Origin of the sequence: Bifidobacterium vansinderenii, from assembly GCF_002234915.1 — a bacterium.
Classification (GTDB): domain Bacteria; phylum Actinomycetota; class Actinomycetes; order Actinomycetales; family Bifidobacteriaceae; genus Galliscardovia; species Galliscardovia vansinderenii.
Genome location: NZ_NEWD01000020.1, coordinates 62,187 through 86,465, shown reverse-complemented (window position 1 = coordinate 86,465; position 24,279 = coordinate 62,187). Strand labels below are relative to the sequence as shown.

The following is a 24,279-nucleotide window of genomic DNA, read 5'->3' as shown; positions in this document are numbered from 1 at the left end:
TTACTCTCTTTCCTTGTCGGTTTCGTCCTGAGATGCCAGAACGAGGTCTTTTACCAGATCCTTGGCCTGCTCGGCGTACTTGGGATCCAGCCCATCGTCGGTGATCAGCACGTCGATGGACTCGAAGCTTGCGAACATGGACAATGACGTGTTGTCCCACTTGGTGTGGTCGGCCAGCACCACCCTGCGGTCGGCGATGTTGATCAGCGCGGCGTCGGTGGCGGATTCCAGCGAGTTCGGAGTGAGGAAGCCGCGGGGCATCGACACCGAATGCGTGCCGAGGAACAGCGTGTTGACGCGCAGCGAGGAGATCACCTTGTCGGCGATCGGACCGACGAGCGAGTTGGAGCGGGTGAGCACGCCGCCGGTGACGATCACCTCGGCGTCCTTGTTCTCCATGGCCTGCACGAGTTCGGCGACCGGGATCGAGTTCGTCAGGATGGTGATGCCCGACGAGTTCTCGCTTTCCAGCAGATGCTGGGCGAACACGTACGCGGTGGTGCCGCCGCCGATGGCGATCACATCGCCGGGCGACACGTATTCGATGGCGGCGCGCGCGATGGCGTCCTTGAGACCGATGTCCATCTGCGACTTGACGGAGAACAACGGTTCGGCAAGCAATGTACTGGTGGTCACGGCGCCGCCGTGCACGCGCTTGAGCAGTCCCTTGTCCGCAAGTTCGGCGATGTCTCGGCGGATCGTCATTGATGAGACGCCGAGTTCCTTGCTGAGTGCGGTGATGCGAACGGCACCGCGGGTGCGGAGCCTGCTCAGAATCACATGTTGTCTATGGGAGGAAATCATATGAACATTATCGCACACAACCTATCAAAAAGTAAAATCAACCGAACATTTTTTTGTGACGTGTTGTCTGTCGAACGTCACATACCCACCAACCGTAAACAACGACGTAGTCGACACCCCCATCATGCTTTGACTCGCTCCACGACCGACCACGTCCACAGTCACGCGGCGTCGTTCGATTACGTTCCGCCAGCGCATCACGACGGAACGTAATGGCGCGACGTCGTTCGGTTACGCTTCGTCATTCAAGACCACCGAAACGTAACCGAACCTCCCCCTTCGGTTACGTTTCGACACGACTACGCAACAAAATGTAACCGGAACACAGGCTTCGGGTACGTTTTGTCTACGATCCGCAATGGAACGTAACCGGGATATGGACTTCAAGTACGTTCCGCTCACGATCCACAATGGAACGTAACCGAAACGCGGATTTCAGATACGTTCCGTTCGTGATTCACGACGAAACGTAACCGCAGGAGCGTTCGCGCACGGTCCCGCATCAACAGATCCATCGTCAGCGGGAACGAATGTTCATGATCGACGCCGACCGCGCAGCAGCCGTTGCAGGCCCCAGACGGTGACGCGCCACATGGCCTCGATCACGATGGCGGAGCTCATCTTGGAGACGCCGAGCGCACGCTGGGGAAACACGATCGGCACCTCGCGGATCACGCCGCCGGCGGCCAGCACACGACGTGTCATGTCGATCTGGAACACGTATCCGCCCGCCTCCACCGAGTCCAAACGAACAGAACGCAACATCGATGCACGATACGCACGGAATCCGGCGGTCATGTCGTGTACATGGGAGCCAAGCATCACGCGCGCATACCATGATCCGCACGACGAGATCAGATTGCGATACCACGGCCAGCCCTCCGAACGCCCGCCGCGCACACGACGCGAACCGATCACTAGATCGACCCGTTCGCCACGACGACCGCCCGCAGCACCAGCGCCCGGCACACGCGACGACGTTTCGGACGCCGGCGCCGCGCCAGCCGATCCCGCACCAGCCGCGGACTCCCCCGTCAGCGGCGCGAGCAGCCGCGGCAGATCCTGCGGACGATGAGAACCGTCCATGTCCATCTCGCAGATCACGTCGTAGCCGCGGTCCAACGCCCAGCGGAAACCGGCCAGATACGCGGGACCGAGTCCGCCCTTGCCGGCCCGGTGCAGCACATGAATACGCGGGTCATGACCGGCCATCGCATCGGCGAGATCACCGGTGCCGTCGGGGGAATTGTCGTCGACGATCAGAATGTGCACGTCCGGACAGTACCGCAGGATCGCAGGAATCGTCACGGGCAGATTGTTCTTCTCGTTGTACGTGGGCATCACCACCACGACCGACGAATCGCAAACCGACGGACCGTGAACCGACGAGTCGCGAGTCGACGAATCACGCGCACGCGGCGAATCGCCGTCCCATTCGTCAATCGTTTCGCTTCCACGATGCGAAACGCTCACACGGTTCCCCGAACACACTCCCGAACGACGCGTACCCGCTTCCCCGTCCGTCAAAACAGCCATATCCGATTCCTTATATATATGTTCGTTCGTCGTCGACCACGCTTTTTCGACTGACTCGCGACTGTCAATTGTCGACAAATCCATTCAACAGGATATTCCGCCCGTCACATGAGCGCTAGACTAATAGACTGAGAAAAATCATAAGGGACTCAACGATGGAGGTTGACGCTTGGTGATTCGCGCTACCGACGACTTGGAAAGCCAACGCGACGCCCTTCTGCACACCGCACTGTTCAAGCAGGTGCGCCCCGAGGAGGCCGACCAGCTGCTGCCGCACCTCCAGCGACGCTACTACTCCAAAGGCGATGCGGTATTCCACGAGGGGGATACGGACCACCGCATGTATCTGGTAGAGACCGGACGCATCAAACTCACCCGAGAATCGACGGATCATCGCATCCATCTGCTGTCGATCACCGGACGCGGAGAACTGCTCGGCGAGATCCCCGTGTTCGATCCGACCGGCGGCCCGCGCACCGCGTCCGCCATCGTGATGACCAACGGTACGATCGTCGCCTCGCTCGAACGCGCCGCACTGTTCGCATGGCTTGACGAGCATCCGCGCGTGGCCATCGACATGCTTCAGGTGATGGGCTATCGTGCACGACTCAACAACGAGCGCATCGCCGATCTGGTGTTCATGGACGTTCCCGGAAGGCTTGCGAAGACGCTCATAGACCTCGCCCAGCGATTCGGCGAGCCGAGTGAGGACGGACTGGTGGTGCCGCACGATCTGACGCAGGAGGAGATGGCACAGCTCGTGGGCGCCTCGCGCGAAACGGTGAACAAGGCGCTGATGGAGTTCACGCAGCGCGGATGGATCTCGCGCAGGGGCCGCACGATCATCATCTACCAGCCGGGCAAGCTGATCCGAAGGGCGCATCAGTAAGCTTCTACTATTTATTCCTCCCCCAGTCCGACTTCGTCGTCCAGCTCCCTCCCTCGGAGGGAGCACATGGAAAAGGGCACATCAGTAAATTTCCAGCGAATTTTACGGGAATGACAGTGCCGTGAAGATTGGAAACGGATGGTCGAAAGGTAGGGTCACCACTTTACAATGGGCACCATGCCCGAAAAGAAACCTAAGACAACTCGTCGTGTGTTCACGCTGATTCTTGCCTATATCATGTTCTGCGTCGCAGGCGGTGTGGTGGCCTCCGGCTTCCTACTGCCGGCCGTCATGGGCGCGAACACCATGACCAAGAGCCTGACCTCCTCACTGAAGGCCGACGACATCAACTTCGACCTTGCCGACCTGCCGCAGCAGTCGCGCATGTACGCGTCCGACGGCACCACGGTGCTGGCCACGTTCTATGAGCAGAACCGCATCATTGTGCCGCTGAAGAGCATTTCGGACTATATGCAGAAGGCCGTGGTGGCGCGCGAGGACCATCGTTTCTGGGATCACAGCGGCATCGATCCGCAGGGCATCGCACGAGCGTTCGTGCAGACATACGTGAAGAAGGGCGACACCCAGGGCGGTTCGACCCTCACCCAGCAGTACGTGAAGAACATCCTCATCGATCAGGCTCTTGAGGACGACGATCCGATCGAGGCGTACCACGCGCAGGAGGAGACCATCGCCCGCAAGCTGCGCGAGATGCTCATCTCCGTAGAACTGGAGAAGAAGTACTCCAAGCAGGAGATCCTGCAGGGCTACCTCAACATCGCACAGTTCGGCAAGAACGTGTACGGCGTGGAGACCGCCGCACAGCACTACTTCTCCAAGAGCGCGTCCGACCTGAATCTGGTGGAGTCCGCCACGATCGCGGCAATCACCAAGAACCCCGCCAACTTCGACCCCACCGTGAACCCGGAAGAGGCCGAGAAGCAGCGCAACATCACCCTTGATCTGATGAGCGAATGGGGCTTCGTTGACAAGTCCGAGACCGACGCCGCCAAGAAGATCCCGCTCGCCGACACCCTGCATGTGCAGGACGTGGCCGTGGGATGCCAGGCCGCGGGCAACGCCGCATACTTCTGCGACTATGCGATTCGCCAGATCGAGAAGTCCGACGTGTTCGGCAAGACACTCAAGGAGCGTCGCCAGCTGATCAAGCAGGGCGGCCTCAACATCTACACCACGCTCGACGTGAACGCGCAGAACTCCGCGTGGACCGCCGTGCGCGACAACCTGCCCGAGGACGATCCGAGCGGATACGAGAACATCCTCGCCGCGATCCGACCTGGCACCGGTGAGGTGCTCGCTCTGGCACAGAACCGCACGTACGACGTGAACGGCGCACCGGGCACCACGCGCACCTCCGTGAACTACGCCGTGGATTACGCGGACGGCGGCGGCTCCGGCTTCCAGGTCGGTTCCACGTGGAAGCCCATCAACTTCGCCGCATGGATCAACGCCGGCAACTCCGCCAACGAGCCGCTGGCCACCAGCATGCACTACTCGTACAAGACCATCCCCGACGCCGACGGTGCCGGTGTGTTCGACGTGCAGAACTCCGGCGGCGGCACGGTGAATCCGGAGACCCCGCTGCAGGCACTCAACCAGTCGCACAACACCACCCAGGTGTCCATGGCGCAGCGCATCGGCCTGAAGTCCATCGCCGACATGGCCAAGACCATGGGCTATCACCGTGCCGACGGCACCGACATCACCAAGTACAACCCGTCGATGGTGATCGGTACCGAACCGTCGTCGCCGCTGACCATGGCCAACGTGTACGCGACCATCGCCGGCAACGGCGTGGAATGCACGCCGATCGCCCTGAACAAGGTGGTCGACAGCTCCGGCAAGAGCTACAAGGTGCCGAGCGCCAACTGCCATCAGGCCATCTCCTCCGAAGTGGCGCAGACCACCGCCTACGCCATGAACCTCAACGTGACGCAGGGTGTGGCCAAGGACGCACAGCTGTCCGACAACCGCAAGACCTTCGCCAAGACCGGTACGAGCGAGCAGACGCAGCTCGCCACGTCCGGCTTCGTGCCGCAGGTGGCCGCGTTCGCGCTGATCACCAATGCCGAGAACTCGGGCGTCTCGCTCAAGGGCACGATCAACGGCGTGTACCGCTCGTCCTGGTACGGTGCCGATATCGCACTGCCGACGTGGAAGGAGTTCATGGAGAACTATCTGAGCTCCGCGAACATTCCGCAGGACAACGACTACGGCAACCCGGACCAGAACATGATCCGCACGACCGGCTCCACGTCGTCCACCACCAAGAAGAAGTCGAGTTCGACGAAGTCGCGCAGCACGAGCGGCAGCACCAGCACGAACTCGGGCACCACTTCCGGTACTACCTCCGGCACCACCACCGAAGGGCAGTGAGTTAGCGAGTTCCAAAGGCTTCGTTTAGGGCTCATGTGGTAAAACAGGCGTAGGGGGATCAACCCCTGCGCCTGTTTTGTTATGCCGACGTCGGCATGGGATGGGGACGGGCGGACATCGGCTGCAGCCACGCAACACTGGCGACGGCCACACAACGAACGAAGGCAACGATCATGGCAGCTGACAAGCGAACCGGAAAACGCTCCAAGAAGAACACACGTCCGCATCTGTTCGACCCGCTCACCCTGCGTGGTCTGGAAATCCGCAACCGCGTATGGCTGCCTCCGATGGACACCTACTCGGCGTTCGCGCAGGACGGCAAGCCCACGCCGTTCCACTACCAGCATTATGTATCGCGAGCGCTTGGCGGTTTCGGCATGGTGATCGCCGAGGCGACGGCGGTGAGTCCCGAGGGCCGCATCTCCCCCAATGATGTGGGCCTGTGGAACGACGATCAGGTGGAGGCCTGGCGTTGGATCGTCGACGGCATTCGTGATGCCGGCGCGGTGCCGGCCGTGCAGCTCAATCATTCCGGCCGCAAGGGTTCCACGGGCAGTTTCGCCGTGGGGTACGAGGGGCAGAGCGTGCCGTTGGATGCCGGCGGATGGCAGACCGTGGCCCCCTCCCCCATTGCGTTCGGCGATTATGCGATGCCGAGGGAGCTGAGCGTGGAGGAGATTCACGGCATTGTGGAGCAGTTCCGTGCCGCCGCGTCTCGTGCCGTCCGCGCCGGGTTCCAGGCCATTGAGATTCATGCCGCGCATGGGTATCTGCTCAGTGAGTTTCTGGATCCGCTTACCAATGAGCGTTCCGACGAGTATGGCGGCGATCTCAACGACCGTATGCGTCTGCTGATCGAGGTGGCCGATGCGGTGCGCAGCGTGATGCCCGACAATTCGCCGCTGCTCGTGCGTGTTTCCGCGACCGACTGGGCGGCCGGCGGCTGGGATCTGGATCAGACCATCGCCGTCGCGCGTGCGCTACGCAGCCATGGTGTGGATCTGATCGACGTGTCCACCGGCGGCATCATCGCCGGTGTGACGATTCCCGCGGAACCGGGGTATCAGGTGCCGTTCGCGTCGGAGGTGCGCAAGCACGCGGATATTCGCACCACCGCCGTGGGGCTGATCACCAAGGCCAAGCAGGCCGACAAGATCGTGAACCGTGGGGACGCGGACGCCGTGGAGATCGGACGCGCCGCGCTGCGTAATCCGTACTGGCCTCTGCGCGCCGCGTACAAGCTCGGACTGAGCACCGAGGCGGCGGGATACCCGGATCAGTACGTGCGTGGGGCGTACTGAACGTTCGCCGGACTGGAGCCCTCCCTCAGTCACGCTGTGCGTGACAGCTCCCTCCCCTGGAGGGAGCACGAAAAGGGTTTCAGCCTAAGCGGATAGCGCACACAACCTCGTGCTCCCTCCAGGGGAGGGAGCTGGCCGACGAAGTCGGACTGAGGGAGGGATGAATACGCTGATCGCGAATACGCTGCGTCAGCGGACGTCGATGCCGACGGCCTGCTGCACGTTGTCGAAGCCGTCGGCGTGCAGCAGCTCCACCAGACCACGCTTGAGCGTGCTGATGTTCTGCGGTCCGACGTACATCAGCGACGAGATGAACATGACCAGGCTGGCGCCGGCGCGGATCTTCGCGTACGCCTGCTGGGGCGTGAATACGCCGCCGATGCCGGCGATGGCGAAACGGTCGCCGTAGTCGCGGTACACGCGGGCCACCAGCTCGGTGCTGGCCTTGCCGCACGGCATGCCGGACAGGCCACCCTTCCAGTCCTTGGGAATGTCGTCCATGCCGGTGCGGTCCTTCTGCAGGTTCGCCAGCGACACGCCCTGCACGTTGTGCTCGGCAAGCACGTCGAGCAGCGCCTTCATCTCATCCCAAGACTTGTTGAGCGGCAGCTTGACGAGCGTGGGCTGCGGGCGGCTCACTTCGTCGAGGGACGCGAACAGTCGGTCGAGGTTCTTCGGGTCGCTGGTGAACGGCTCTCCCGCCATGGTGTTCGGGCAGGAGACGTTGATCTCGATCATGTCGGTGCGGCCGACGGCACGCTCCAGCGACGTGCGGTAGTCGGCAATGCCCTCGTCGAGGTCGCCCACCAGTTTGTCGTTCGTACGGGCGAGGGACGCGGACATGCGCAGCGTGCTCACATTCGTGAACGCCTTCTCGGCGCGGGCGATCACCTTGGCGGAGCCTTCGTTGGCGAGTCCCGCGTGCACCATCATCGACCCGTATTCGGGCAGACGGTGGAACCACGGGCGGGGGTTGCCTGCGCACGGGCGGGCCGTGGTGGAGCCGAACGTTTCGAAGCCGAATCCTGCAGCGTCGAGCACGGCGGGCAGCTTGCAGTCCTTGTCGAGTCCGGCGGACAGGCCGAACGGATTATGGAATTTCACGCCCATCACTTCGGTCTCGAGTGCGGGATCCGTGTAGTCGAGCATCTCGCGCAGCATCCACATGAGCGGCGGCACCTTGCCGGCCAGCGAGCAGCCGGAGATCATGGCGTCGTGCGCCTGGTCCGGCGGCATGGCAAAGAACGCCTTCTTGGCAACGTTCTTGTAGGCGAAGGAGAACAGATTGGTGCTGACCTTGTTGACGGCATTGTGAATTGGCGACTGCGACACGTAACTCATACCGTCCTTTTTACACGCTTGCGCGCGACGATGCCATTCCTCGACGCGGGAAGTTGTCGTGTTGCATGGTTTTTGGGTGTGATTGGGGTGGGCCCTCCCCCAGACCGACTTTGTCGGCCAGCTCCCTCCTCCTTGAAAGGGAGCATGAGGGGAAGGATCGGGTCAGGGGATGCGATGGGTCCAGGCTGGGTTGGAGAACCTGGTCTCGGCAAGGGAACGGGCCTGCGCCAGCAACGATTCCGGGATGACGGCGGATTGTGCGCCGGGGATGCCTGCGAGCGCGTAGTCGATCATGCCGTCGACGATCTGCTCGCGGGTCATGTCAGTCTGCGTGGCGAGCGGCTGCACGCGTTTGCTTGCCGAGGCGACGGCCTTGAATTTGAGCTTTTCCTTGGATATGCGCAGGATGCGGCTCATGGCCGCGGTGTCGATGCGGTAGGCCATGGTCACGTGGTGCAGGATGCAGCCGGGACGTGCAGGGCCGCCCTGACTGGACTGAGTGCCGGGGGCGGATGGGACGGGACCGTCAGCGGCATCGTGACGGACGGGTCTGCCGGGGAATCGACGTTGCGCCGCGCCGCCGATCTTGCCGCCGGACGGCGTGGCGATGTCGTTGATCGGCTGGTGCACGGCGGGAATGCCCATGGCGTGCAGTGCGGCAAACGCCCATTCGTCACAGAGCCGGTAGGATTCCACCGGGTCGAGACCGTGGGTGAACGATTCGGGCACGTACAGCGAGTATGTGATGGTGTCGTCGGGGCGCACGAACATGGCGCCGCCGCCGGTGATGCGCCGGACTACGGTGAATCCTTCACGCTCGGCTTCGGCTTCGTTCACTTCCCCTTCAACGGACTGGTAGGCGCCGATGACCACGGCGGGGCTGCCCCAGTTCCAGAAGCGCAGTGTCGGCGGCTGCTCGCCGGCCGCCACCGCCTGGGCGATGGCCTGGTCAAGGGCCATCTGCATGGCAGGCGTGTAGGGTTCGGAGTCGCGGATGATACGCGGGGTGCGGTCGGAAAGATCGAGCCAACAGTCGGAAAACTGGGTGCCGGCGTCGTTTTTGGAGACTTTGGATTTTCTTGTGGTCCAAGGCGTTGATCCCCGATCGGTGGCCCACCCTTCACCGGTATCACCACCGTCACTATTACCGTTGCCGTCTTCGCCGTGTGCGGCGATCAGCGCGTCTGCGATCGCGCGAGCGGCGGCGGTGACGATGGCATCCGCAGTGGTGCCGATCAGTTCGGAGTGCGGATGCGCCTCGACGGCCTGGCTGACATCCTTCCTGAACCGAACAGCGTCGATCGGCGCGTGCTGTCGCATGATCGCACGTTCCACATCGGCGATCAGCGTCATATCGTCATGTCCGGCGGTGTCGTCGATCCCGGCGATACCGTCGATCAGAAAATCGCCGTCAAGACGGGCCGAGGCAATGACGTTACCGTCGGCATGGGCGTCGGCGATGGCATTGTCGTCAGTATTATCGCCGGCGTTGTCGGCAAGGCGGACGGACACCGCCACGAGCTTGCCGTTCGGTGTCTTGCACTCGCCGCGACCGATCAGCGTATGGACGGCACGCGTATTGTCGGTGCCGGTCGTGGCGAAGGTCGGTTCGGTATCACGCATTCGTCTCATCCTTGCAGATCGTTCATGTGGCAAATCATCCATGTGGCAGATCGTTCATGTCGTCGCTGTTCGTATCGTCAACGGTCATTCGGCGCTAGTCGCGCAGCTCGTAGCCGTTGGCGTCGCGATGCCACGGGGAACCGTACTGCGAGCACAGGATCATGATGCCCTCGATGAGCCCCCACACACACAGGCGACGAACGGGCCGATGACGATGATCCAGCCGACGAGCGTCAGCAGCAGCTGGGCCACTGCCTTGCCGGTGTTGCCGAGGTAGAAGTTGTGGACGCCGAACGAGCCGAGGAACAGTCCGAGCAGTCCGGCGGCGATCTTGGATTTGCCGCTCATCGGGTAGGCCTGGTACGGCTGCTGATACGGATTCTGCGCGTACGGTGCCTGCTGGTATGGATTCTGCTGGTAGGCGTTGGGAGCGGACTGATAAGGGCTCTGCTGATACGGATTCTGACCGTACGGATTTCCGGTGTACGGATTCGCGCCGCCGGCAGCACCTGCAGTCTGCTGCGGCTGGGCATACGGATTCTGACCGTACGAACCGCTATACGGATTGGACGAACCATATGAATTGCCGGAGCCTGCGGCGTTGGCATTGGCATTGGCATTGGCATTGCCAGAACCGTTGGCGCTTTCGTTGCCTGAACCGTTGGTATAAGGATTGGGATTCCCGTTGTATGAAGTCATATTCCCACGCTACCCGACCAACGCAACATTGCGCGTCGAGCGTATGCGGTGCCGATACGGCGAATACGGAATTGGCAGTCAAAGCGAACTTGGTAGTCAAAACAAATTTGGTAGTCCAAAGCGAACAGTGTGAGCACTCACAACGGCGCTCAAGTGTCCGTTTTGGACTACCAAATTCGCTTTGGACTACCAAATCATGCGATCAGACCGAACCGACCGGACCGCTCAAACCATTTACAGGCGGGCGAGGATGTCCTTGCCGACCTGCTCGGTGCTGCGCTTGGTGGAGCCGAGCTCCTCGATGTCGGCCTCGACGGCGGCGTCGATACGCGCGGCGGCCTCGTCATAGCCGAAGTGACGCAGCAGCATGGCGGTGGACAGCACGGCGGCCGTCGGGTTGGCGATGCCCTTGCCGGCGATGTCCGGAGCGGAACCGTGGATCGGCTCGAACATCGACGGGTATTCGTTGGTGGCGTTGATGCAGCCGGAAGCGGAGTATCCCACGCCGCCGACCACGGCACCGGCCTCATCGGTGATGATGTCGCCGAACAGGTTGTCGGTGAGGATCACGTCGAAGCGGCTCGGGTTCGACACCAGGAAGATCGTGGTGGCGTCGATGTGCAGGTAGTCGTGCGTGACCTCGGGATATTCCTCGCCGACCTTGTCGACGATGCGCTGCCACATGTCGCCGGCGTTGACGAGCACGTTCTTCTTGTGCACGAGCGTGACGTGCTTCTTGCGCTTCATGGCCAGCTCGAACGCGTAGCGCACCACGCGCTCCACGCCGTACGCCGTGTTGATGGACACCTCAGTGGCCACCTCGTTCGGCGTGCCGACGCGCACCGCGCCGCCGGCGCCGCAGTACAGGCCCTCGGTGCCCTCGCGCACGACCACGAAGTCGATGTCGCCGGGGTTGGCGAGCGGCGAGGTGACGCCCTTGTACAGCTTGGTCGGACGCAGGTTCACGTACTGGTCAAGCGCGAAACGCAGCTTGAGCAGCAGGCCGCGCTCCAGGATGCCGGCCTTGATGCGCGGGTCGCCGACGGCGCCCAGCAGGATGGCGTCCTGCTTCTTGATCTCCTCCAGCTCGTCGTCGGGCAGGATCGCACCGTCGCGCAGGTAGCGCTCGGCGCCGAGTTCGAAGTTGGTGTAGTTGAAGTTCACGACGCCTTCGGAGGCCTTTTCCAGCACCTGCTGGGCGACGGGGGTGACTTCCTTGCCGATGCCATCGCCGGGGATGACGGCGATGTTCAGTGTCTTGATGTCATTTGCCATACCCAACAGGGTAGGTGCGCCCATCCGAAACCAATGCCCGGAGTCCGTCTGGTGGACAGGCGCGGTGCGGACAGATGATCGCCGTTAACAGTGCCTTCAGCGGCCACGGTACCGATGGACAGCCACGGTATAGTGAAATGGCAAAGGAGCGAACGTCATGTCTGACAATATCGAACAATTCCGAGTGACCATCGTAGGCCCGGTCGACGCCGAGATCGCCAAGCAGGGCATAGAGCAAGCGCTGCAGGCGTGGAATTATTCCGCGGAATCGATGTTGCAATGCCGGGCCGTTCCCCAACGATGGCCACGAGATACGGTGCCCGTTCACAGTCCCGGACACGACGGTCAGGAGATCACCAATCGTCAGATCATCGACAATGCCGACATCGTCTTTGCTGTATTCAACGCCACGCTTGGCTCCCCCACACCCCGCGCGGAATCGGGGACCGCCGAGGAAATTCATCTGGCGCTGCGGGCGGGCAAACCCTGTCACATCTATTTCAATGCATCCCCTGACGGACCTGCGACCGATGAACGATCCCGACTCGCCGCATACGAAAACAGCCTGCAGCGTTCCTCCGTATTGACCGGAACGTGGCCGGATGACAATACGACGGAAGACTGGACGCAGCGCATCATCACCGCCATGAACCATGACATCAGAACGTTGCGAATGGGCTCCGGTTCCGGCAATACAAAGCCGGTCATGCTGGATCTGCAGCATTATCAGGCCACTGATGGCGATGACCCTTGGCGCAGGCAGGATCCGATAGCCGCGGAGCAGCTGGATCATGCCGCCCAATACCGTGACGGCGTCGGCGGATTGCCGCAGAACGACGACAAAGCCGCGGAATACTGTCGTTACGCTGCCCTCTGGGGATATGCACCGGCCGAATTCGCACTGTCGACACTATATCGAGACGGCAGGGGCGTGGACAAGGACGATACCGAGGCGTGGATCTGGACGCGCAAGGCCGCCGAGCACGGGTATCCCAAGGCCCAGTACAATCTGGCCATCGCCTATGAATACGGCGAGGGATGCGATATCGACTACGGTCTGGCGGCCCACTGGTATCAGGCGGCGGCCGATGCGGGATTCGCGCCGGCGCAGAACGACTTGGGCCGACTGTACCAATCAGGGCGAGGCGTGACGCAGGATTATGCGATGGCGATGATCTGGTACCGCAAGGCCGCCGAACAGAACTATGCGCTTTCCCAGAACAATCTCGGGGTCCTGTACGGCCGAGGCCTGGGGATGGAGCAGAACCGCGTGGAAGCGAATCGCTGGTATCGCAGAGCCGCGGAAAACGGTAATGTTCTCGGTCAATACAATCTGGGCTACAACTATTCCTATGGCTTTGGCACAGAGCAGAACGACGCCGAGGCGGCCCACTGGTACGACAAGGCTGCGGAACAGGGCATGGCAGAGGCCCAGTTCCGTCTTGGCTTCCTATATGCGCACGGAACCGGTGTGGAGCAGAATGACGCGACGGCCGTTGAATGGTACCGCAAGGCCGCCATGCAGGGCCATGTCGGAGCCGAATGCAATCTCGGCTTCATGTATGAGATGGGCAGGGGCGTCGAATGCGACTATGCGCAGATGGCCTACTGGTATCGCATGGCCGCGGACCTCGGCAACGCACAGGCGCAGTGCAATCTCGGTCTGGCATACGGTAACGGCCGAGGAGTGTCCCATGACGACGGCAAGGCGTTGCAGTGGTACCGCAAGGCCGCCATGCAGGGACTGGCCGAAGCGCAGTGGAGAATAGGAAACTGCTACAGGGACGGCAACGGAGTTTCCAAGGATCTCGATGAAGCAGAGCGATGGTACCGTCTGGCCGCACGGCAGGGATACAGTCGCGCGACCGATAGTCTTGCAAGGCTCCGGGTCTGATACGGGGATCAGCTCGGTCTTATGCTTCCGGAGAGTCGGGACATCATCTGGAATTTCACGTCATTTTTCGTATCCGATTTATCCCTGCCTGCGACATAGTCAGGGCAGCCCCGCACAGAAGACGAGGCATCAATCCACAACCAAAGGAGAATACATCATGCCCAGCATCTTCGGTTCCGACGGCTCCTACAACGGGCACATCTGACGGGTCGTGACGCCCCTGAGCATCCGAACAGGGGCGTCACGCAACATGCGACCATAGAGATCCACGATTCCGGGGTGTCGTCCTCTGTACGAGGATGACACCCCGACTTGTATTCGTCATTCCTTAAGCCACCAGCCGTACAACCCCGACGTTCTGTTCTCGGTCGCGTGATAGGGACGGCAACTCTCTCTACTCTCCACAGCATTTTTGCTTCCTGCTGTCTTGCCACAGTAAACTGGCAAGACAGCATCACAAATCTCGGGAGAAGATCGTCATGCGATCGACATCTGAATCATCAACCAGAGCAACATGGCCTTGGCAACCACCAGCCCCCGTTTCCATCTTCGTCTCCAGCACTTTTCGCGACATGCAGAACGAGCGCGATGCGCTGCGTGATCTCGCACTGCCACGACTGAGGGCATTCGCGGCCGAATACGGGACTTCCGTGGACATGGTCGACCTGCGCTGGGGCGTCGACACCAACGACATGCCCGAAGACGAACAGGAACGCAAGGTACTGCATTCCTGCATGCAGGAGATCGACCGATGCAGCCCCTTCTTTCTGTCACTGCTCGGCGACCGATACGGATATGTACTCGGCGGTGCGGCCGAGCGGGAATTACGCAATGCCTATCCGTCGTTGCCGACAGGTCGCAGCCTGACGGAACTTGAGATTCTGCATGCACTGGACCATGGCGATGTCACTGGTCAAACCACACTGTTCTATATCCGTTCCATCGCCAACGTCTCGTCGCTGGACGAATCCCGCAGAAACGACTTCGTCAGCATGGGAGATGATGCGGCTCGGCTGGGACGTCTGAAGGAGCTCATACACCGCAGATTTCCCGAATCGCTGCAACGCTACGACGTGACGATCAATGAAAACGGCACCTACGATCTCTCCGATTTCGTCGAGATGGTCGTATCTGATGTCATGGAACGGCTCACGAATCTTTGGGGTCCGAAACCGCATACTTCGTTCAAAGATCTGGATGAGTCATCCTTCCTGACCGCGGTCCGTCAAACCATGTCCATGCAACAGTCGTTTGCCAAGCAGCAGACCATGTTGTTCGCCGGCCGTGGCCAACTCGTCGATAACGTGCTGTACTTCTGCGAGCATTCCGATCATCGGGCTTTGATCGTTCACGGCGAATCAGGGTCCGGTAAGACGGCACTGGTGGCCAAGGTCTCGTCGCAATTGCGAGCGCAATACCCCGATCGTTGCGTGATCACGATCTTCTGCGGTCGGACTGACATCACATCGTCGTTCGCCGGCATGCTGCGCTATTGCTCACAGCTCCTATTCGACCACGCACATGCCGTCGGACTGATCGGTGCCATGCCGACGATCAGCAAAGACCTTACAGAAGGTTCCGCCGAGGCCGAACGTTGGAAGTTCTCGTATCTGTTGCAGGTCGTCTGTGCAGACAAACCGGTCATCCTGCTGGTCGACGGCGTGGACCAGCTCACGTCGAACCATGTGTTCTCACCACTGGACTGGCTGCCCGGCAACCTTCCCCACAACTGCCGTGTGATCTGCACCACGGCATCTCAGAACGAGAAGGACATTTACCGAGATCTGCCCCGCATCGACGGAGTCACCATGGTCATGCCGCCATTAACCGGTGATGATATACAGGCTATGATCATGAGTATCGCGGCAAATGCTCACAAAGAGATTCCCTCTGCCGTGTTGGACTTACTGATGCGCATGATCAATCATGGCGCATTGCACCCCAATGCGCTGTATATCAGACTCACGATCTGGAACATGCTGACCTTGTCGCAGGCGGATTACGCGAAGGCAGACGCTGCCATGCGAGATGACGGCCTATCTCCCATTTCCGCACTCACCATCCAGCTTCTGGACCGACTCGGCCATCAGCCGCTCAATATTACGGATCTGTTCCTCGAACTCGTTGACAAAGCCGTACATACCGTTGATGGCGATGTTCGCGATCACCATGTCCTACTGTGGCTGATCGCATTGAGCGGCCACGGATTGCGTGACGATGATCTTCGAGAACTAATGCGGATGCTGCATGCGCAGGGCATCGTCCGCAACGGTTTCAACATTGCCGAACTTTCCTGGATGCGGCAGCTCGTCCCCGACATGTTCATTCACCGCACGTATGGGGAGTGGGATCTCTCTCATGTGTCGCTTCGGAAAATGCTGATCAGTCCGTTGCCATCCCTGCTGCGCGTAACGCTGCTCAACGCCCTTGCCGATCATTTCATGAATCGCATACAGCATAGTGACTACGATCTCGTGGCAGCACGGGACCTCATCCCGCTGTTATGGGAGATCGGCCGCATCGATGACATATTCACCGTTCTCTCCTACCGCGACCGATATCCCATCATTAGGGCTCTTGTCAGCGAGGAGGCCGCACGCGAGCATCCGGAGCATGTTGAGGATTCGGTGCTGTATCGGCTGTTCGCGGCATGTCAACGAGAACAGGACGCGTTGGCACTCTTTAATCTGGATAGCAATAACCTCCACGATCTAGGTCATGCATTACGGTCATCTCATTCCTACCCGTACATCAAAGCGCTGATGGATCGTCTGCAGCTGTCGTTGCAGACGATGGCTCCCCGAGCGGTACTCCAAATGAGAGTAGTGATGTACGGCAAGCAGGCCTACTATGCCACGGATGACGATGAGAAGCTTCGCTTGGTGCGTAAGGGACTGGCATTGGCGGACACCGACGTTACAAACACGGATTTCGCCACCGTGAATCTTCGGCGGCTGGCTGGGAATATCGAGGCACGACGCGGGAACATCACCACCGCCCTCCGGTATTACGACGACAATGTCGACCTTTGGATGGCTGCCTATGACGAAAACCACACCATACAGTGCTTTCTGTCAGCTTGCCGCGCGTTCGAGGATGCCATGGGCTGCCGTCTGCGCGCCAACCCGCCGCGCATTCAGGAGACCAAGGAATGTCTCGTTCGCATGTATGACCTACTGGCAACCGTTGGTCAGAACAATATGAATCCCGATGTCCTTAATGGCATGTGCATCTACTACGGCCTGTATTCGTGGTGCTGCGAGGTCGCAGGATATCTGATCCCACCACGGGATCAGAACTCCGACATGATGTTTCTGGACGTCTTCTGGGAGCTGGTCACCCGATATCCCGACTATGACGTCTCCTATCTGGCACCGTATTTTGTTCGCATGTTCAACCGTCTCTCCTCCTATAAGGAAGGACTGGCGTTCCTGCACAGCAACGAGACCATCACGACAACGCTGTTGTCCGATATCACCAGAATGTTCGGAGAAGCAGTCCATATCGCTCCCGATACGCAATCCGACAATACCGACGACGCTGCTCAACGGCCTGTCAATGCTTCCGAGCAGACACACTCATCACATCAATCACAGGGAAAGGACAACACCATGACAACACAGGATGCACAGCAAAACCCGATGAGAGACTTCGTCGCGCAGGTGCTCGATGCCATGAACATTCCCAATCTGACTGGAGAAGCCCGCGACATCATCATCGACGAACGGGTACGGCAACTGGCCGATAACATCGATAACGCCATGCTCAGAGCACTCAGTTCCTCCCAATTGGACATGCTGGACGCGCTGCTGGACGATCCAAACACTACCGATGCCAGAATCCAGCAGTTCTGGAGGGACTCCGGCATCGACGGGCAGCAGATCGCAATGCAGGAGATGATGCGCTTCCGCAAGCGGCATCTGGGGTTCTGAGGGCACGTCCACGGCGTGTCGCGGTCGCGGAAGCATGTGGTTGCGCCTGTAGAGAGCACCGACGGTTCACAGGAATCGTCCTCTACAGGAAAGGATCATCATGAACGCCAACACGATGCCGACCTTCAACGCCGTCAAGAGCCCTGACGTCAGGAATTCCGAAGAGGCTCTGGAAGCGGGCGCCCGCAACGCACTGTTCGAATTCGCATGGGTCAGGAATCTGAACCAGCAGCTCGCAACGCTGGCGAACATGGCGATGCGCGAGCCTTGGAGTTTTGAACAGGCCACGAAAACGCAGAAGTACGACATTCTTCTCAATTACCTGCAGCTGACGTTCTACCGGCTGTCCAAGGAGGGCAAGATCCTCACGCGTGCCAAGGAGTTCGCATGCTTCAACACCGGACTGATGACGCCGCGTCTCGAGGACATCTATGCGGCATTCGTCCCCAATGAGAATCGCGGACGGCAGAACTGGCGGCTTGCGGCGTTCTGCACCGAAGGCCGCGGATATTTTGGCAAGGAGATCGTGCGGCGATTCCCTACGCTCCCCCAGAGGGCACGGTACTTTTCGAACGATCAGATTCCGCTTTTCGACCCCAATAAGGGCATCAGTCTCTGCTACGAGCACATTCTCATCGAACGGATGAATCGTCTTCCGATCGCCATGCTCGAAGAGGAGATCCGCGATCCCTTCTGTCGGGATTTCCTGGATGATATGGAGTGCGGTCTGCAGTCCGCTCCGGGCAATGTACTGCGCTTCATCGAGAACGATCAGCGAATCTACCTTCGTCTGAAGGCGAGGCTGGATTCTGCCGTGGAATACGCCAGAAAGATGGCGCAGCTGGACTATCAGACGGTGATGATCGCCTACTATCCCCGCACCAACGGCATCACGCTGCTGATGCCGTTGCATCTTACCGATCGTCCCGCCCCCGACGTGTTTCTTGCGCTGGAGCCGACCGGCGGCCGATATATCGGGCAGACGATTCTCACGCCGGAAATGGCATACCAAGACGCACGGCTGGTACGACGTCCTACCGACAGGCGGACGCGATTAAGTTGAGGTTCAGCCGTCTGTGGTTTCCCGGGCATACCGGTCAGGACCGGGAAACCACAGACATGGCTCGTCCCTCATCGCTCATCGTCAGAGGCATCGTCATTGTCAGTATTGCCATCGGTATCACCGATGCCATGCATGGTTTCAAACTCCCCAAAAAAGAAGTCGAGCCTCCGCCGCGCTTCCCGGCGCGTGCGTTCGAGCTCCTCGCGCCTGTCGGCGTTCCAGCGGAAATCGGCGAGGATGTCGTATTCAGCGATCATGGAACTGTAGTTATCCATATTGGCAATGCCACGAGCGTCATAAGCTTGATATTCCGCACGAATCTGCAGGATCGCGGCGGCGATGCCATCGATGCGGGTCACTGATTCCAGATCCGCTCCACCTGGATCGGCATACCCGATGTCCTGCAGTATCGCCAGCGTCTGCCGCCGATCGATGTGCGTGAACTGTTCCACGAAATCAAGGGGGTACAGATCCCGAGGTTGCCAGTATCGGTGCTCCGGGTCGCCGATGATGTCATAACAGGCCTGCACAAAGCCAGGATTTCCTCCGCGCTCGCAGGCGTCGCACAGAGCGACGGCCTCCGAATACAGGTTCTCCTGTTCCATGTGCGGAGCCATCTTGAACAAGACGTACACGGCCTGTGGAGTGTCCTCGGTTGCCGTGATCTTCTTAAGATTGTCCCAAGCCCGCTTGTACCAGTGCCGGGCACGGGTCTCGTTATTGCCGATGTCGGGCGTTCCGAACCAGTACAGGTTTCCCAAAAAGTGCTGAGCGTATCCAACGATGTCCCCCGCATCGCAGTACGAGGCAAGCACGAGCCAGCGATACGCCTCCTTCGCATCCTCGTCGGCTCTGCTGATCGCATGAGCCGTATAGTGGGCTATGCTGCGATAATAGCAGGCCATGTACAGGTCGAAATCATCCTTCCTCATGGCGAGCGCAGGATTGTTTACCGCCTTGTCACACCAGAAATCCATCTTCGTCACATCATCGACGGGGAGCGACATGATCAGATCGATCTGTGCCTGAAGATCGCCGTCGTACGCCTTCCAGAGACGATCATCGGCTTTGGCTCCATCACCGTGGGCGCCGGCGTCCGACCAGTCGTCCGACGCGCCGCCCGAAGAACCGTCCGACCATACCCCCGAAGAATCCGTCTTCCCCTGTCCGTCCGACCAGTCGACCATCGTCCATCCCCCTTGCCGTTGTCGTCGTGGCTCGTCATCGAGCCCGCACCTCCCACCATATCCCATCACAGTGATCGGCCGTCGAGTAGACTCGGGAGCGAATGGCGCGGAGCCTTCGAAAGCGAGGTTGCATGACGATGAGCGGAACTGACACGACGAACGACGAACAGGTCATTTACATCGGCGTGACGGGGCATCAGCGCATTCCCGAGGAGGCACGTGTGTTCGTTGAGCGCGGTCTGCGCGAGTTTCTGGCACAGTATGACGGCCGCCTCGTGGTGGGGTTGAGTTCCCTCGCGGTAGGTGCGGATCAGCTGTTCGCCGCGGAGATCCTACGCACCGGGCACACGTTGAAGGCGATTCTGCCCTCGCGACGCTATGAGCGTACGTTCGACGACGCCGGACTCGAATCGTTCGAGGCGCTGGTGGGCAAGGCCCGTCAGGTGGTGACGCTGGGATATGCGGAACCGTGCGAGGACGCGTATCTGGCAGCCGGCAAGCGCGTGGTGGACGATTGCGATCTTCTGGTGGCGTTCTGGGATGGTCAGCCGGCGAACGGCAAAGGCGGCACGGCCGACGCCGTGGCATACGCCCATGAGACGGGGAAGCCCGTCACCGTGATCTGGCCGGAGGGTGTGCATCACTGAAGACGCTGAATCCGCCGGATGACATTCCCGGCCGGCGCGTCTGATCGGCGTTCCTGATTTTCCGATTCTTTTCCTTTCATCGGCGTGTCGCGGTGCTCAGGCACATGCGGTTGCGCCTGTTGGGAGTGACGGTCGTTCGATCGTCGCCCCCAACCGAAAGGAAAACATCATGGCCAGGAAAATCAGGAAGACCACGGTCATCACCGGCGCCGACATCACGTCGGCTGGGCAGTCACGCAGCATCGATCTGTTCCCGTCGGACCATGTGGTGCGTATTCGCACGCTTAACGATGTGTTCTCGCTGTCCGAGTATCTGCATCGATTCCATCGCGATCGTCCGCTGGTGCTGATGACCATTCCCAAGAGGATGCAGCGTCCCGTCGTCGATCCCGACAGGATCCGCGCCGAGTTCGACGTCGACGTTGCGGTGCTGGACCCGGGCTGGCTGAACCGCGAGTTCAGCGGGCGCATCGGCGAGAATCGTTCCGCGTTCAACGGCGCGACCCGCATCTATCCTTCCGACTCCCGCTGGCTTGATGGGGATCCTGATCTGGCGAAGCTGCTGATCAATTCGCGGAAGTTTGATCGGAAGGAATATGGACGCATGCTGCGTAATCTGATTCGCGAGCAGCTCGCATCGGAACAGCGAGCGCAATCCGCGCAGACGTCCACCACTAGGACCGACCAGCCCACTGCCACGGACGATGATCCGGCGGCGAACGCCGCATCGGATGCGTCGACGACGTCTATCTCGACACCCGCCGTGGCACCCACAGCCGGCGCCGATGACAGGCACCCCGTCTGGAATGGCTCCCCGCATGACGAGGCCGACGGTCTGGTGCATATCGTGTCGGAGGGCGACATCGAGGAGTTCGCCGCATGGCTGATGTCCGATCGGAGGATGCCAACGGTTGTGGCGACCCGGCGCTCCCACCCGAATCCCAAGACCTGCGCGGTGGACACCACGGATCTGGCTGGTCGGTTGAACGGATATGCCTCGGTGGTCGAGGTGGAGAATCCCAACGCGTGTCAAGCGCTCGAAACCCTGCTGCCTCCCGGCACGCATGTCTACGGAGGAGCGCTGCGACTGTATCCGGCGTCCCGGAACTGGGTCGACAGGCCGATCCTCTTGAGGGGTCCGTATACGGCTTATACCGAGAAGGAGGGATTCGCCAAACTGCCTCGCATCGTCGATGATGCGATCGGCATGTTCGCCAGGCAGTACGCATTATCTGGCGCCCCGTCCCAGTCCGACATCGCGATTACGGTCACGGTGATCGGTGTCTGCGCCGGCCGTGGCATCGCCGAGTATCAGGGCGTGCCGATCTCCATCGCACTTCCCGAGGAGGTTCAGGAACTGCCCGCGGATCGTGTGCTGGCCAAGGGACAGCAGGTCCAGGGAACGTACAATCCCACGCTCAGGATGCTGGCCGGACTGACCGTTCGCGATGGCCGACAGGCGATCGCCGACTACCGTGACGGCCAGACCGTGCTCGGTCGTGTGGACAAGGTCCGGAAGGACTACTGCCGTGTCTCCCTGTATCCGGGCGTGCCGGTGACCGTACGCATCGAGGACGCCTACGGCAGCCGGTTTGACGATGACGATATGCGCACGATGATCGGCGAGCATGCCGTGATCCCCATGCGCATTGTCCGACGGGGCACGAACGACACCGATTGGACGATCTCATTCCAGGATCTGGATATGGATCATATCGAGCCCGCTCCGGCGCTGATCGAGGGAGGCCCATCATGGCTTCAGCCGGAGGATCTGCAGCCCGTCGAGGAGACGTCCGCAGCGCAATCCGTTGTGCTGATCGACAAAGATACGGACATCAGATCGCTGATTCCCGAATCCGCCGATTCGGACAGCGCGGATATGATCATGACCCTCGCCACGCAGATCCGCGACCTGCAGGATCGCAGCGACGCGCTGACGCGCAGCAAGGCCAGGCTCAGTCGGCAGCGGAAGAATGACAAGCGGAAGATGAATGATCTTCGTCTGAGGATCGCCCATCTGAGCGGGCAGTATCACACCATGCGAAAGGATGGTCACGGCGTGAGGCTGTTTGCCGATGACGCGGAGCGCATGCGCTGTGAGGCGGACCGTTTCGACGCCTGGATCCGCGAGGCATGGGCGTTGGGGCTTTCCGTCGACGACAAGAGGCGGATGCCGCTGCCGGCCGTCTGGCATTACACCGAAGGGTTCTTCGATACGCTGGCGAACACTCCCGTGGATCGCAATCTGGTGGTGCAGGCCGCCGTTGATGTGCTGATCGGACGCGCGGCCTCCCTGAAGAGCTATCAGCTGCACCGTCTGAAGGTCAGCGAGCATAAAGGCGCCCCGTACCGCAAGGGACCGAACGGCGAACGGGTCTGGCGTCTGTATCTCACCAACGATACGTCGGCAGCGCGTCGCATGCACTACTACGACGGAGACAACGGACTGATCACGTTCACCTTCGTCGGACTGCATGACGACAAGTTCAGCGACTAGCACTGCCTCGCTCCGTCATTCTTCCCAAAGCGCACCCGCATCCGATGCCGGTAGACTCGGATGCGGGTGCGCTCCCCAAACGAAGGAATCATCATGAACGGCAACGACAACGGCGATGAATGGCGCCGGATCGGCGGGATCATCGGCAGGACCGTGTGCGCTTCGGCGACGGTGATCGCATTGCTGCTGGGCGCTTCCGGCTGCGGCGTCGAGATCCCTCAGTCGGTGCGTGACATGCCGCAGTCGGCCAAGGATTGGGGCACCGAGCTGGATGACAAGGCCGGCGAGGTCAAGGATTCCGTCTCACAGTGGTGGAACGACCATGTGAACGGCCTGTTCGGCGATGACGGGTCGTCGGACGGCAATGGAATCACGGACTGGCTCAATGGCCTGCTGGGCGGTGACCCCGATGCCGGCACCGCCGACGCCAACGGACGGAGCGGCGATAGCAATGGCAGCGACGATAGTGGCTCGTCCGACGCCGGCGGCAGCATCAACGGCCAGTCCGCTTCGCCGAATAGCGGACAATCCCAGCGGTCGCAGCAGTTCGGCGGCATCCAGACGCCCATGCCGAGCGGATACTCATACATGCTGTTCTCCGAAGGCAACGATCAGCCCGCACTGGCGATCTCCTGCGAACCCATCCGGTACGCATTCAGCGGTTCGGTGAGCGAGAACGAACGCGCGATGGTGAAGCAGGCGCTGGACACGATCACGTCAGTGAACGGACTGCGCTTCCAGGAGGTGCAGCAGGTGGGCGACGGCTCGTTCCAGTCGAACGGAGCCCTGCCCACGCACACCGAGTTCAGGTTCGAGTTCCTCACGGCTGCACAGTACCCGGATTTCGACATGAACCGCACGCAGCGCACGCTCGGCAAGGCGCAGCCACGCGGCATCTCACGCAACAACGAGGCGCCGATCATCTACTACGCGGACATCAAGCTGAACGAGGACTACTTCCGCACGGGAGGCGACGGCGCGCAAGGCGGGCAGCCGGTGGCGGTCGAAGTGATCGAGCACGAGACGGCGCACGCGCTGGGCCTGGATCACTCCGACTCCCCCGGTTCGTTCATGAACCCGGTGGCCGACTCCACGCCGCAGCTGACGGATACGGACCGTCAGGCGTTGAAGGCGCTGGTGAGGGACTGCACGATCAGGTAGTCAGGCGAGTTCTCGATTCGGAGAGTCACGCGA

The 24,279-nt window shown here is 60.7% G+C and carries 16 protein-coding genes; 9 read left to right on the top strand and 7 right to left on the bottom strand.

Annotated features, from left to right (window positions below):
• Both Tam10B_RS07965 and Tam10B_RS07960 read right to left on the bottom strand, forming a co-directional pair.
• Complete coding sequence (locus Tam10B_RS07965) at positions 1-804, bottom strand: DeoR/GlpR family DNA-binding transcription regulator (protein WP_093960716.1); 804 nt, start codon at positions 802-804, stop codon at positions 1-3.
• A gap of 534 nt (positions 805-1,338) precedes the next feature.
• Complete coding sequence (locus Tam10B_RS07960; protein WP_093960726.1) at positions 1,339-2,145, bottom strand: polyprenol monophosphomannose synthase; 807 nt, start codon at positions 2,143-2,145, stop codon at positions 1,339-1,341.
• 364 nt (positions 2,146-2,509) lie between these two features.
• Between Tam10B_RS07960 and Tam10B_RS07955 the strand changes: the two genes are divergently transcribed.
• From Tam10B_RS07955 to Tam10B_RS07945, 3 genes are all read left to right on the top strand, one after another.
• Entirely contained in the window at positions 2,510-3,229 is a 720-nt protein-coding gene (locus Tam10B_RS07955) for a Crp/Fnr family transcriptional regulator (protein ID WP_093960715.1), read from the top strand.
• Positions 3,230-3,397: 168 nt separating this feature from the next.
• On the top strand, positions 3,398-5,626 hold the full coding sequence (locus Tam10B_RS07950) for a transglycosylase domain-containing protein (RefSeq protein ID WP_198947561.1): 2,229 nt from the start codon (positions 3,398-3,400) through the stop codon (positions 5,624-5,626).
• Between the two features lie 173 nt (positions 5,627-5,799).
• A complete protein-coding gene (locus Tam10B_RS07945; RefSeq protein WP_233133658.1) occupies positions 5,800-6,927 on the top strand; it encodes an NADH:flavin oxidoreductase/NADH oxidase in 1,128 nt (375 codons plus the stop codon).
• A 189-nt stretch (positions 6,928-7,116) separates the two neighbouring features.
• Here the strand turns inward: Tam10B_RS07945 and Tam10B_RS07940 are convergent, their stop codons facing one another.
• The 4 genes from Tam10B_RS07940 to Tam10B_RS07925 form a co-directional block, all read right to left on the bottom strand.
• Positions 7,117-8,268 (bottom strand): quinone-dependent dihydroorotate dehydrogenase, encoded by a 1,152-nt coding sequence (locus tag Tam10B_RS07940; protein ID WP_093960713.1) that lies wholly within the window; start codon positions 8,266-8,268, stop codon positions 7,117-7,119.
• Between the two features lie 162 nt (positions 8,269-8,430).
• Positions 8,431-9,891: a lipoate--protein ligase family protein gene (locus tag Tam10B_RS07935; RefSeq protein ID WP_093960712.1), complete on the bottom strand. Its 1,461-nt coding sequence runs from the start codon at positions 9,889-9,891 to the stop codon at positions 8,431-8,433.
• A 159-nt stretch (positions 9,892-10,050) separates the two neighbouring features.
• Positions 10,051-10,590: a TM2 domain-containing protein gene (locus tag Tam10B_RS13835; RefSeq protein ID WP_408606647.1), complete on the bottom strand. Its 540-nt coding sequence runs from the start codon at positions 10,588-10,590 to the stop codon at positions 10,051-10,053.
• A 234-nt stretch (positions 10,591-10,824) separates the two neighbouring features.
• The gene (locus Tam10B_RS07925) at positions 10,825-11,865 is read right to left on the bottom strand and encodes a 3-isopropylmalate dehydrogenase (RefSeq protein ID WP_093960711.1); all 1,041 of its coding nucleotides are present in this window, start codon (positions 11,863-11,865) and stop codon (positions 10,825-10,827) included.
• A 157-nt stretch (positions 11,866-12,022) separates the two neighbouring features.
• Between Tam10B_RS07925 and Tam10B_RS07920 the strand changes: the two genes are divergently transcribed.
• The 3 genes from Tam10B_RS07920 (at position 12,023) to Tam10B_RS07910 (ending at position 18,754) form a co-directional block, all read left to right on the top strand.
• Positions 12,023-13,759, top strand: coding sequence for a tetratricopeptide repeat protein (locus Tam10B_RS07920; protein WP_093960710.1), 1,737 nt, complete (start codon positions 12,023-12,025; stop codon positions 13,757-13,759).
• A 479-nt stretch (positions 13,760-14,238) separates the two neighbouring features.
• Entirely contained in the window at positions 14,239-17,691 is a 3,453-nt protein-coding gene (locus Tam10B_RS07915) for a DUF4062 domain-containing protein (RefSeq protein WP_093960709.1), read from the top strand.
• A 100-nt stretch (positions 17,692-17,791) separates the two neighbouring features.
• Complete coding sequence (locus Tam10B_RS07910) at positions 17,792-18,754, top strand: DUF3825 domain-containing protein (protein WP_093960708.1); 963 nt, start codon at positions 17,792-17,794, stop codon at positions 18,752-18,754.
• A gap of 68 nt (positions 18,755-18,822) precedes the next feature.
• Here Tam10B_RS07910 and Tam10B_RS07905 read toward each other — a convergent pair whose 3' ends face one another.
• Positions 18,823-19,941, bottom strand: a complete 1,119-nt coding sequence (locus Tam10B_RS07905) for a hypothetical protein (RefSeq protein WP_093960707.1) — start codon at positions 19,939-19,941, stop codon at positions 18,823-18,825.
• A gap of 137 nt (positions 19,942-20,078) precedes the next feature.
• Between Tam10B_RS07905 and Tam10B_RS07900 the strand changes: the two genes are divergently transcribed.
• From Tam10B_RS07900 to Tam10B_RS07890, 3 genes are all read left to right on the top strand, one after another.
• On the top strand, positions 20,079-20,588 hold the full coding sequence (locus tag Tam10B_RS07900) for a hypothetical protein (RefSeq protein ID WP_093960724.1): 510 nt from the start codon (positions 20,079-20,081) through the stop codon (positions 20,586-20,588).
• Between the two features lie 169 nt (positions 20,589-20,757).
• Complete coding sequence (locus Tam10B_RS07895; protein WP_093960706.1) at positions 20,758-23,085, top strand: hypothetical protein; 2,328 nt, start codon at positions 20,758-20,760, stop codon at positions 23,083-23,085.
• A 93-nt stretch (positions 23,086-23,178) separates the two neighbouring features.
• Complete coding sequence (locus Tam10B_RS07890; protein WP_158214166.1) at positions 23,179-24,246, top strand: matrixin family metalloprotease; 1,068 nt, start codon at positions 23,179-23,181, stop codon at positions 24,244-24,246.
• Positions 24,247-24,279 lie beyond the last annotated feature (33 nt).